Annotated in this window: 6 protein-coding genes; all 6 read right to left on the reverse strand. The window is 29.6% G+C overall.

From position 1 onward, the window contains the following. A partial coding sequence (locus K0040_RS16820; protein ID WP_228109905.1) for a hypothetical protein occupies nucleotides 1-185 on the reverse strand: 185 nt, incomplete at its 3' end. A 524-nt stretch (nucleotides 186-709) separates the two neighbouring features. Continuing rightward, the gene (locus K0040_RS16825; protein WP_228109906.1) at nucleotides 710-1,090 is read right to left on the reverse strand and encodes a DUF2750 domain-containing protein; all 381 of its coding nucleotides are present in this window, start codon (nucleotides 1,088-1,090) and stop codon (nucleotides 710-712) included. A 20-nt stretch (nucleotides 1,091-1,110) separates the two neighbouring features. Continuing rightward, the gene (locus K0040_RS16830) at nucleotides 1,111-1,479 is read right to left on the reverse strand and encodes a DUF2750 domain-containing protein (RefSeq protein WP_228109907.1); all 369 of its coding nucleotides are present in this window, start codon (nucleotides 1,477-1,479) and stop codon (nucleotides 1,111-1,113) included. A gap of 5 nt (nucleotides 1,480-1,484) precedes the next feature. After that, the gene (locus K0040_RS16835; protein WP_228109908.1) at nucleotides 1,485-10,988 is read right to left on the reverse strand and encodes a polymorphic toxin-type HINT domain-containing protein; all 9,504 of its coding nucleotides are present in this window, start codon (nucleotides 10,986-10,988) and stop codon (nucleotides 1,485-1,487) included. Between the two features lie 678 nt (nucleotides 10,989-11,666). After that, nucleotides 11,667-12,176, reverse strand: coding sequence for a hypothetical protein (locus K0040_RS16840; protein ID WP_074919491.1), 510 nt, complete (start codon nucleotides 12,174-12,176; stop codon nucleotides 11,667-11,669). Further along, complete coding sequence (locus tag K0040_RS16845; protein ID WP_074919492.1) at nucleotides 12,163-13,557, reverse strand: hypothetical protein; 1,395 nt, start codon at nucleotides 13,555-13,557, stop codon at nucleotides 12,163-12,165. Before K0040_RS16845 ends, K0040_RS16840 begins: the two co-directional genes overlap by 14 nt. Nucleotides 13,558-13,573: the final 16 nt, after the last annotated feature.

Genomic DNA, 13,573 nt, shown 5'->3' on the forward strand with positions numbered 1-13,573 from the left:
CCTACTTTATCATAAGTATAAACAGTGCTGCTTATTGAATTTGAGATATTATCTCTTATATTTGTTTCTGTAAGTCTACCAAGTTTGTCGTATTCATATTCACGCAGTTCATCCACTGTTGTTTTAGATGAATCTTCGTCACGCTGAGTTGTGCTAGTGTAGTTATTATATAAATATTCACTCATTATATGGTTATTTTTATTGTAAGTGTATTCATATTTTTCTAGTACTTCTTCTTTTCCACTATCAGTGTAAGTGATGCCTACGGCTCTTCCAAAGCTATCGTAGTCAAAACTTCTAAGTGTATAGGTACTTTTACTTCCATTTGCAAAGTCTCTGTAATCTTTTATACTTTCAACTTTTCCATCGTTTAAGTAGTTGTATTCTCTAAGAAGCTTGTGCCCTACTCCAACCTTTGCCTCTATTTTTTGTAACCACTTATCACTATTATAAGTGAATTTTAGTCCTTTTACATTACTAGATGTAGAGGAAGGATATGTTACATTTGTTATATTGTCGTCTATATCATACTCATAAGTAACTTTATGGCTATCTTTTTCAGCATCTGTTGGCAGACTTCCTGATATATGATCAGCATCTAATTATTCAATGTAGCCTAATAGTTTCTTAACTTTATCATAATTAGAATGGACTTAATAAAAAACATTAAGTTTTCTATCAAGTCCATTAGTTTTCTATAAGTAATTAATTACTTATTTTTTAATTTTAAAATATCATCCAATAGATCAAGCGGTTCAACTTCTAGTCCTATTAAATTCATATCCCAATTTACACCTACCAATAATTCATCTTCATTTAGCCCTGTAAGCCAATGGTTTAAAAAATCATCTAATGTAATGGAACATATTTCATAATTATCCCACTCTTCTTTTAAACATGCTTTCGCATAAATTTTATTTGACCAGAAAGTCATAACCTCTGTATCTTCATATTCATTAGATATAGCGACTGCCCATCCATCTTCATTCTTTAACTTCAATCCCCATACAATTTTATTTTCAATTACATCATCAATAAATTTTTTGTATCTTTTATCCGAATTTATTTTTAGATTTAAAATGTGTTTCATAAGTTGTTTTCCTCCCTAATTTAATAATTATTCATCTCATCTTCTAAGTCACTAACAAATTTTTCAATATCAACATTTAAGTACCTTTTTCCATCCCAAAATAATGCAATAGAAAGTTGTTTTTCTATAATTTTCGGAATACATAAATCAATAAAATCATATGTATCTATAGATTTTGATTTATACTGTTCTTCACTCTTTTTTATATTATCTTGAATAAATTCTTCTTTAGGCCATAAAGGAATTATTACCCTATCACCATCTTTAATTGTAAACCATTGTTCAAAATATAATCCCCATATTTCTTCGTAATCTACAACTTTTTTTATAAAATATTCATATTGTTTCTCTTCACTTGAGTTTAATACTCCATTTATTTCATTTTTCAATTTTATCACCTCTTCTTACCGTTGTTATCAAATTTATGTTGGCGCTTATGATCTTTTATGGTATTTAAATTACTGTATTCATATCCATAGCCTTTTCTTGCCTCATATCCTCTTTGATGAGCCATTTGATGCCCTTTAGGTACCCTTATATTTTTTCTTTTCTTTCTTTTTATTTGGTTAATATCTTGTTTTATTTCCCCTCTTAAGGAACTTGACAATTTATCATCTTCTGCCATTTGTCTTAATCGTTTCTGTTTACCTGTTCTACCTTTTTTTCTTCTTACTCCTGAATAATCATTATGTACAAGCACACTTGCATCAGATACAAAATACGTATGGAAATCTTCAACCTCGAAGTTATATACCGTTATCAGTTCATTATGAACTACTTTATCTATCGTCTCAACTGCAGACTTATCACCTGACTGAAGAACTACTACGTCTCCTTCTTCAATCATACTTGCTGGTATCCAGCCTACACCATCAATATAGAACACATGCTGTTCGGTAGCTTCAATAACTTCTCCAGCTACTTTAATATAAAGTATTGTATCTGTTTCTTTTTCAAAAGTTTGTGCTACTTTTTTAAGGGCTACTTCTCCTGTTTCTGGATTTTGTGCCCATACCAGGTCGCCTTCTTCAATATCCTCTATTGGAACTAATCCGTCTTCAGTTGATATTAAAGTTCCTGCTGTAAAACAACCTTTTTTAGTTATTTTACATCTAACCCTACGATATGTTCTCGTAGCCTTTCTTCTTGCTTTTCTATAAGACCTTTTTGTAACTACTTTAGTTTTCCTTGCAACCCTATAAACTCTCTTGGCTATAGCCTTTGTGCTCTTACGCTTTTTAACTACTTTAGCAACCTTTTTGAAAACTTTACCTACTTTTAATGCTTTAAATGGATTTATAGTTCCAAGTATTGCTCCTCCAACTATAGCTCCTGCTTTTTTCCAACCTCTTAGATTTTTCTTCTTCGCATATTGATATCCATCATATGCCCCCCATGCAGCATCAAATGCGAGCAAAATTGGGAAATGACCACTTGGATCTGTATATGATATTGGGTTGTTTTTACAATATGCATATAGATGTAAACTGCTCGGGTCTGTGAATTCTCCACGATAAGTGTCTTCTGTTAAGAATCTTCCATCTTCAGGATTGTAGTATCTTGCATTCAAATAATATAGTCCTGTTTTATTATCGTAAATTCCACCTGTGTAGCAGATCTCGTTGTAGAAGTTTTCATCACCGTTTATTTCAGTTTCACCAAAGTCAGTGTATTCATAAGCTATTTCACTTTTACCTTCTACGTTTACTAGGTTTGTTGTGCTTTCACGCATGTCCTTGTTGTAGAAATAGTACTTTTCACCTTCAGTGCTTGAAATATCCCTAACTGTAGCAATAGCATTTCCACTAGCTCCCATTAGGTTAAGGCTAGTTACTCCAGTAAGTTTTTCAACATTCTCTGGCTCTTCTAATTCTGTTGACGTATCAGCTTTTCCAGTTGTGTAAAGTACTGAATCGTCTTGGTAATAGTACTTAGTTGATTGACCATTTTCTGATTTTTCAATTCTTTGTCCATTTCCGTTGTAAGTATTTACTTGGTTTAATGTTACTATACCAGCCTTTGTAAACATGGCCTTATCCATGCGGTTTGCTGCATCGTAAGTGTAGCACTTTACTTCATTTGTTACACTGTCTGATTCTCTTAGCTGATTTCCATTTAAATCATAAGCATAAGCTTTATTGGATAATGTGGTGTTGGACTCTCCCTCATCCTCAGATGACTCTTCACTTCCATCTTTTGAATCTTCTGATCCAACTTCAACACTTGAAACCAATTGATTTAAAGAGTTATATGTGTATGTAGTTGTTTTTCCATCTTTAGCTTCTTTGACTCTGTTACCTACTTTATCATAAGTATAAACAGTGCTGCTTATTGAATTTGAGATATTATCTCTTATATTTGTTTCTGTAAGTCTACCAAGTTTGTCGTATTCATATTCACGCAGTTCATCCACTGTTGTTTTAGGTGAATCTTCGTCACGCTGAGTTGTGCTAGTGTAGTTATTATATAAATATTCACTCATTATATGGTTATTTTTATTATAAGTGTATTCATATTTTTCTAGCACTTCTTCTTTTCCACTATCAGTATAAGTAATGTCTATAGCTCTTCCAAAGCTATCGTACTTAAAACTTCTAAGTGTATAGGTACTTTTACTTCCATTTGCAAAATCTCTGTAATCTTTTATACTTGCAACTTTTCCATCGTTTAAGTAGTTGTATTCTCTAAGAAGCTTGTGCCCTACTTTAACTTTTGCCTCTATCTTTTGTAACCACTTATCACTATTATAAGTGAACTTTAGTCCTTTTACATCACTAGATGTAGAGGAAGGATATGTTACATTTGTTATATTATCGTCTATATCATACTCATAAGTAATTTTTTGACTATCTATTTCAGCATCTGTTGGCGAATCTCCTGATATATGCTCAGCATCTAACTCAGCATATCCTACTAATCTCTTAAGACTATCATAACTATATCGTGTATATCTATATAAGTTTAATTTGCCACCTGACTGCTTATAATCTCGCATTACTGTTATATTGTCAGATATATCATACTCATACTCTGTTCTTAGAGTTCTATTCTTTTTAGAATCATAGTAATTTACTGCACTTAAACGCTCTTTGTCATCATACTCATAAGTTTTGTAATTTCCTTCTGTGTTTGTTTCTTTAACCACATTATCTTTTGAGTTGTATTCTGTTGCTGTAGCTATTGGTTTTATAGAACCATCACCAAGATCCTTAATTAATACTGCAAGATCTTGAGAATTAGTTATTGTCTCACTTTTATTCCCATTTGCATCTGTAACTATAGTACTTGTTGTACCATCTGTATTTTCTTTGTCATAAGTAAAACTAGTTATATTATTTTCTGAATCAGGAAGTATTACCTTTGATATTCTTGCTTCTTTGTCATACTCATATTTTGTAGAGTTTCCTTCTCCATCTATATCTTCAATTACATTTCCTGATGAATCATATTTCTTTGTTGTAGTTATTGTATTATCACCATCTACATAGAATGTTTTTGCATTTGAATCATAAGCTGGATTAAGCATAGTTGTTGTTTGATTTCCTAGACTATCATATAGAAATACTGAAAGAATGCCTTTTTCACTACCAGCATTTTGACCTGCTTCATATTTAGTTATTATGTTTTCTTGGCCATCATAAGTTAAGTCCACATAAACTCCATTTTCTTTTTCCCTTATAGTTCTTCCTAATGCATCTTGATAAGTTTGACCTATAATGTCACCATCTGGATTTGTTTCTGTACTTATAAATGAATATTCAGTTCTTTTAGTTCCTTTACCTGTAAATGTTTCTACAGTTTCATAGCTGTATGTTGTGTCCCAAGTTTTAACTAATCCATCTTTTTTTACAGTTTCGCTTGCTTCTCTATTCATTTCGTCATAAGTATACGATGTAATTGTTCCATCTTCTGATGTTTCACTTTTTGTAGTTCCATTTGGATAATAGGATTTTTCAGTTGTAGTCTCCTTATCCCCTTCTTTATATACTGTTTTTATCAGTCTTCCAAAAGAGTCAAAAGTATTAGTTGTAATTTTTTTACTTGTTTTTCCGCTAGTTTCAGTAAATACTTCTTCACAAGATATTTGTCTTCCCATTACGTCATATACTGTAGTAGTAACAACCTTAGTACCATCAGCTACTTCTGTGTTTATCTCTGTTTTATTTCCTTTTTCATCATAAGAGTAAGTATATTTTGCTTCACTTTGTACCTTTCCATCACTTGGTGAACCTAGTATTTCTGTTTCATTTTCAACTTCCCCATCTTCAGTGTATGTTGTAAGTAGTGTGGTATTTGTGATTTTATCGTATACCTTTGTTGTATTACCGTATTGATCATACTCATATATTTCATCAGTTATTAGATTCCCATCACCGTCACGTTCTGTCAATGATGTTGGCAAGTCATTTAATGCTTCGTCACTTCTCTTATTGCTATATTGATATGAAGATGTAGAACCATCTTCATCTTTTTCTTCAGTTACATTTTCATTATTATCATAACTTGTAGTTTCCGACTTTTCTGTTTTTTTCCAAACAACTTTTCCATTTTCTAATGCTTGGTAATCTACTTGTGAAGTTTCTTTAGTTCTTAGATTATTTGTATATTCATAAGTAGTTGTGAATCCTTCAGCATCTGTACTTCTCAAGCAATTACCAAAGGCAGAATCAAATTCGTCAACTTCACTAGATCTTACATTTCCATTAACTAATTTTTTAGTCGTAGTTTTTGTAGCCTTATCCGAATATTCAAGCTTTATAGTTTCTGCAAACAAATTCCTAGAATGAGGATATACTATTTCATAAGCTCTGTCCTTTGAATCGTAATTTATTCCATAAGAGTTACCTTCTGCATCTAATACTTTATTTACATTTCCATTTTTATCATATTCGTAATTATATGTTATATTTTCACTATCTCCAACTTTATCTACACTAACCAATCTTGATTCATCGTTATAGTTATATTGCATTTTACTACCGTCAGGAAGAATAATTTCTTTTACTGTTAATAAATCTTTCCCTGGAGCATCATTATAAACAAACTCTATAGAGATATTTTTACTTGTAGTTATTTTGCTTATTAAACCTTTGTTATTGTCATATTCGAATAGTAAGAAATTATTATTTGCATCTGACATATATATTAACTGTCCACCACTATTAAATTTATATGTACCATTATCTTTTGTAGTAATTGTATATGAACTATTAATAGTTTTAGTTATTTCAGCATTTCCTTGTGATGTAGCACTTCTATCTGGTATCTTGATTTCATCTGTTATATCTTCTTTTAATAAGTTAATATATTTACCCATGGATGATACATAAGTTCCATCATCTTTTTTATGGAAATAATATATTGTTCCTGTACTGTCTTTTAATGCAATTTTTCCTTCATCTAGTTTATCCTTTTCACATAAGCTAAGTATTTCTATATCGTAGTCATGGTTCCATCCAATACCAAAAGCTGATTTTGCGCTAGATTTACTGTTATATGTACGATTTAAATTTACTTCTAATTCTTCGTTAGGTAGAACTGCATCTTTTTGTTGATATACAAAGTTTCCTTCACTTTTTTCTATATGACCTGTACCATTAGGCATTTCAACATCAACATATTCCCAATATTCTTTTATTCCCATTCTCTTTGTATATTCATCTGAATCTACGACTGTACTAGAGACTTCATCAGAATATGAGCTTGCTTCAATTATACTACCATCTTTATTACGTTTTACTGCTCGTATTTTATAATAGAAAGTGCTGGAATAATTAATATTAGGCTCACTCCAGTACCCAGCCTGTACATCTTTTGCTACTAATGTATAATTAGAAGGTTTAAAGTTAGGCTCCGTTCCTCTGTATACTTCATAATATATATCTTTAGGAAATTCACCTTCTGGTATATCCCACTTAATATAAGTCTTATAATTAATTTTATCTTTTGCTGATAAATTTTCTGGTCTGTAATTTTCAATATCTGAAATACTAAAATATTCTTTATTTAAACAGTCAAGCTGTAAACTTATATCATTTAAATTTTGTATATCAGAATTATTAGTACCACTAACTCTAATAAAAATGCTATCTGTTTCAATTTCATCAGATAAATCAATTATATTGTATGTTTCTTCTGGATTAATTTTAGTGTATTCACCATTACCAATCTTAATTTCATAACTTACTTTTTTGGCTATATTAGTATCTATTAATCTAAAACTAGCTATTTTATCGCCAAATTTGATATTTTTAACTATACTATTACTAGATGAATTTGCATCAGATAATGAAATATTCTTCATTTCATAATTTTTTATTAAAGGCATACTATATTTAACATTACCTAATAAATCTTTATTAACTACTGATATTTGATAATTTTTATTTCTTTCATATTTTGAAAAATCATCTTCATATTTAGAACCTGTTCCTACATTTTTATTATTAATATACCAATTAGTAGTTCCCGTAAGTCTACTTAATAAGTTTAATCCTTCATACTTCAATGAAAGTTCCTTTTTAGTAGACTTTAAAACAATACTATCGCTAGTATAGTCTTGATAATATTCTCTTTCCACCCTAAAACTTGGTTGTATTAATTCTACATTTGTAAAATGCTCATTCTTTTCAAATTTTACAACAGAAGAACCTTCGTTACCAACAATATCTCTTCCAACAAGTTTTATGTTATATGTTCCCGTTTCAAAATGTTGTAAATCTAAAATACCTATTATCTTATCTTCTACACTATTCTTACCTTCTAGTAATAATTTGTATGAACTATCCTCTTCCTTTTCTTTTTTTATATAGATTTTCCACCCTGAAAAATTCTCATCTGTTACAGTTCCTTTTACAATTCCCCTGTCAACAGATGTAATATTTACTGTAGGATTTTGCCTGTCTACGATACATATTACAGTACTCTCATCGCCTTCAAATCCATATTTATCTATAGCTCTAACTTTAACTTTGTATTCTCCGTTTTTTTCTGGCAAGTTGACTGTAAAGTCCCCTGTGACTTTATTTGAATCTTTCACATCAACCCATTCATCACTATCCTCAAGCTTATATTGAATTCCTGAAATTACCATATTACTATCATCATAACGCCAACTTATAGTTGCTGGGTTATCTTTTATTGGATTACTAATTAATTTAGGAGCCTTTATTTTATTAACAATAGTAATTTCTTTTGTAATTGTTTTTTTGTAAGCTACATTGTCTTCAACATAAAGTTTTAATATGTATTTTCCATTTTCTAGTTTTGTTGTATCAAAAGCTGTTGAGTTTGACATAGTCGCATTTTCATAAATTACCACCGGTTCGAAACTTCCATCTTCTTTACCATTGTCATCTAATTTGTATAACTTCATATTACTTGTCTTTATTCCACTTTCTTTATCATTAACAATACCTGTAATATTTATAGTTTTGCTTAATAAATCTGTAGAACTTGTTAAATTTTCAACTCCTATACTTCCAGTTGGTCCTATGGTATCTCTTTTTGATGTAACTCTTTCTATAATTACATTTCCAGCTTTATCTGTAATTTTTACATATATGTCATAAGCACCAGAATAACCTTCCGTATTTCTATAGAAATAACCTTCGTAAGGATTCACACTAGATGTAAACTTTATATCTTTAGGAGAAGAATAACTTTCTGGTTCATCATTTCCTGATTTTACTACAGCATATCTTATATTTTCTATGGCAATACCAGAACCTTCTTCTGTTACATTACTAAAGCATATTTGAGGTTTTTTTTCTCTAGTCCAAGTATCTGTTATAGTATTTCCTGAAGAATCCTTTAGTTCAAGTTTGCCTATTTGGGGAGCAGTTTTATCAATGTGTACATCTACACTTTTAATAGGACTAATATTTCCCGCTTTATCTATAGCTTTTAGTTTTATTTTATATGATTTAGAATCATTAAACTTGGATGATGGTATAGTGTACTTTGAATTTGATATGGCTGTGCTACCTACAGAAGAATAGCTTCCTTCATCAATACTATACTGTACATCTTTCAAATATTTTTCATTAACTTTCCATGATATAGATATGTTTTTAGGACCTATTGGATTAGTTGAAGAAGATGTTGGTGTTACTGACATTGATTCTATAACTGGATTTGCTTTATCTATATATATAGACCTCCACCTTCCAATTCCATTTATGTTCCCATTGTCAACTCCCCTTACATAGATCCTATATCTTCCCGATGCCCAGTTTTTTGCATCAGATATTGTTGCACTTCCACTTGAACTACTTGTAGTTTTCAATGTTTTATATGGTATATACTCTGAATCAGTTACATTACCATTATCATCACATTTAGCAATTCTATATTGTACACGATTTAAAGATTTTGAAGTAATTCCTTCCCAAGAAACTTTTAAACTTTGACTTCCATTCATATATTGATGACTAATATCTACACTTGTAGGCTGTTGAGGTCCATCATAATATTCTAATGTAAACTTTGGTCTTAGAGATGTATTTGAATGTCTTGATCCATAAAATTTAGAGTATTTACCTGTAGATGTAGTTTCATTCTCTGCCTTTAACATAAGTCCATAATCTTTTATTTGATTACTTGCAATTTTTCGTGCATAAGTTGTTAAGTTTAAATTTCTTTCTTTGTATAGTGTACCTGTTGTTGTAAAAGAACCATATGCACCATCACTAGTATTGTATCTTGGTTTGTTATTCCAAGTAACTGTTTTTTCCTTCCAATCATCAATAATACGATATGCATTTATTTTGTTTGATGACTGGTTATTGCTAGTTTCACATAATGTTAATGTTGCTTTTTCAACATATTTACCTTCAACTGTGCTAAATAATTTCTTACCTTTGATTAAACTTCTATTTATTCCTTGGCTACCTCTACCTACAGGAAAAGCTGTAGTTCCACTATTATAAAAGTTTATACCTGCATATGATGAACCACTTATTATATAAGTATCGATTATATTACTATCTCCTGTCCATGTAACGCTTGGATCTATTTTAACTGGATATTGTCTATCTTTACTATTAAGATAGTCTTTATCTACTGTCATAGTTAAAATATATAGATCTTTTGAATCTTCTTTAGGTTTTATATTATAAGTTATATCTTCACTGTATGCTTTGTTAGTTGCATCATTCATAAACGGTGCGTCTATGCTTGCAACTACTTCCTTTGTATTCTTATCATAAAATACTATACTTTCCTCTAGCTCACACTTTTTAGCTTCTAGGTCTTTTGCATATATTTCAAATTCAAATTTATTTGACTCTGGAACTTTGTTTAGAATAATATTTTCTTTAATTCCATTATCATAAGATATATACTCTATTTCACTATCTAACTCATTAAATTCATAAGAAGCCTTTATTGGTATATTTACTTCTTCATCATAGATATTAGTAGTTTTTTCTTTTCCTAATTTTACTTTCTTACTTTCATCCATAATAGGATGCATAGAGATTTGATATTTATTATTTTCTAATAATATAGGTGTGTCATTAGATACCTTCTCTGGAAAGTAATGTTTATTTTCACCGTCTTTATTTTCATAAGCATAATCAGCTAAATCTGTATTACTACCTGTTTTATCTTCTTTAATTTCCACTAAAGATGGATCATTATCAATTAGTTTTCCATCATCATAATATCTTATATTAGAATCATGAATAACTTCTTTTTTTAATCCATTTTTTAACTGATAAACAGTCTTATTTTCGGTTTTTTCAATTATCCCTTCAGTCATTTCTTCTACGCCCTCTTCTACTGTAGATTCAGACTTTGAGATTTCTTCTGCAAATACTGATATAGGTATATTTGTTACAGTTATACATATGGTCAGCATATACGAAATAATTTTAATAAATGTACTCTTTTTCAAATTTTTCCCCCCACTATTATAATTACTTAAAAATTCACTTAGAAAAACTGTTAAACTCGCTTAATAAAAAATCCGACCCTCCTCTTTCCATTTTTTAACATTTTTTCCATAATACTACTATAATATTTATGAGAACGTTTTTCAATACACTTTTTTAAAATTGTGCGTATAATCATATTTTTATACTTAGTTAAGTCACCCCTGGATGTATGCTAATTATATTTGTTTAAACTTAATAAATAAGTTAAATTATATAAATATATATAGAACGGAATAATAGTGAATGGTGTATATGAATATCTTTTAGACAAAAACTATAACATGGGATTTTACTCAAATTTTGCTTATAGAATTAAACATAATTCAACTTTGTATAATTAAATAAATAACACTGGAATGAAAATTATCATTCCAGTGTTAAGTCCAACTTTTAGGTCTCAGTGCAAAGCCATAAACTTAGTAGTTCCTTATCCTCTTTTTTGAGAGTTTGAATGGTGGAGATGAATCACAACAATCATACCCACTATTTTGTTTTACACTTTTCTACATAATTTTCACCCCTGTGGGTTCTTCAAGTACGAAGTCCTTGTTGCTATAAAAATAAGCAAAATAAAAACGAGAGTACAATATACTCTCGTTTACTAACTAATTAGATGTAATAATAGGAATTTAATTATTTTACCAATACCAATGTGGTATAAGCATTGCATCTGGCTTTCTTCCTCTTAGAATATTTAATGGATATACACTTCCTATTAGCATCTTCTTTGGAAGGTATTTTCTATTTATCATAACAGCAGAGAAAAATACTTCTCTACCACCTGTGAATTCGTCTGGTAATCTTACTCCGTATAATCTTTCTGTTTCTGCTTCTAAATTATAAGCTATTTCTCTTAATATTTTATTTTCTTGTCTAGTATGCATTAAGTTAAAAACTTTTGAAGACAATTCTTCTAATTCTTCAAATTTATCATCATAATATTCATCAAAAGTATAAATTATTGCAGCTGGTAAATCTAGTATTCCTCTACTAAAAAGCTTAACATTTGCCTGAACAATACATCCTAGCGCGAACTGTCCTTTTTCAAAAAATTCTTCTTGCATCTCATATACTTTTAATAAATCGTCTGTCTCATCATAAAGAAATTTCATAGGACATTTTACATAATCTTTTTTACTCATTTCCATGTTCTGCTTCCTCCTCTTCAATATCATCTTCACCTATAGCTATAAACGCACAGCCTACATATGAAACTGCTAGATATAAAGCAAAGCAAACAAGACCTAATATAGCACAAGTTTTTGTATTTGGTTGCCATATTGCATATACTATCATCTCTACAGTCATGGCAAATCCAACAGATTGAACTATACATTTTTTAAGTAAGTCACCACCCATAGATTTATCTACAACAATTGTATCTAAAATAGTTTCTATTTCATCATCAATTACATCCTTTGAATTACAATTATATACATCCCATGCAATTGTATCTTCTATTTTCATATCCTCATAGTGCATTTTCTTTAATAATATCTCAATATCTTTGTTCTCTAATAATTCATCAGAAAAATTAATTATAATATCTTTATCTTTTTCAAAATTAATAATATATAATTTATCTTCTGTTTTCATTCTTAAAGTAGGATAATCACCATTGAATCCTTTTTTCTTAAGTAAAGGTACAACTTCTTCTTTTATGTATTTTTCTAATTCTGTTTCTTCAGTTTTTTCTTCTATATCAAAATCTTTGCAAGCATTTATTAGGAAATTAGTAAAGTATACATATATTTGATATGCTTCACTTTTATAATCCCATTGATTTATATGTTCGCTTAATGATTCACTTATATCTGAATAAACGCTTTTTTCTTTTGACTCTATTAATTTTTCGAAGCCTTCTTTCATAATATCACAGACTACTCTTACTTCTTCATTTCCCTCATATAAGTTTGTAATTTTACAAGCTTCTCTTAAGAATTCTTCTTTTTCGTATCTATTATTATATTGTAAAAATATATCTGAAGCTTTACATATAATTGGTCCACCTGTATTTTCAACGTCTCTACTAAAGTCCATAAATGCAATCCACATAGCCATTGGAATAGCATCTATTTCTCTTTCATTTAGTCCCTCATCTCTTAAAACAGCATGTTTCATTAATAAGTTGTATGCTATTTTAGCTCCTAACTTTATTCTATAATCGCATATAATCTCCTTGTCATATACTTTTATTGAAGCATAATCATACAATTCTAAACTGTATTCAATCTCTTCACAATCATAAGTGAATATAACAGATTCTTCATTATATTCTCCTCTACATGCGACTAAATACCCTTTATCTTGTTTATGTATTTGTATTGGGCCATCATTTACTAACTGGTAATTTTCAGAGTCATAATAAATTTTTTCTCTATTGTTGTTTTTCAAAGTCAATTTTATTAATCCAAAGTTATTTAATTTAATCGAAATTATTCTATCATTTTTTTCATTTGGAAGTATTAATATGGACCCCTTATAACAGTTCGTTATATTATTTACTAACTTAATATGTTTATCTAGCATTAAATCCCTCACTTTC

It is taken from the genome of Terrisporobacter petrolearius (assembly GCF_020748185.1).
GTDB lineage: Bacteria > Bacillota > Clostridia > Peptostreptococcales > Peptostreptococcaceae > Terrisporobacter > Terrisporobacter petrolearius.

Excerpts from the sequence above, each read along its gene's own strand:
- K0040_RS16825 (WP_228109906.1), bottom strand. The coding sequence starts at position 1,090 with ATGAAACACATTTTAAATCTAAAAATAAATTCGGATAAAAGATACAAA.
- K0040_RS16840 (WP_074919491.1), bottom strand. The coding sequence starts at position 12,176 with ATGGAAATGAGTAAAAAAGATTATGTAAAATGTCCTATGAAATTTCTT.
- K0040_RS16845 (WP_074919492.1), bottom strand. The coding sequence starts at position 13,557 with ATGCTAGATAAACATATTAAGTTAGTAAATAATATAACGAACTGTTAT.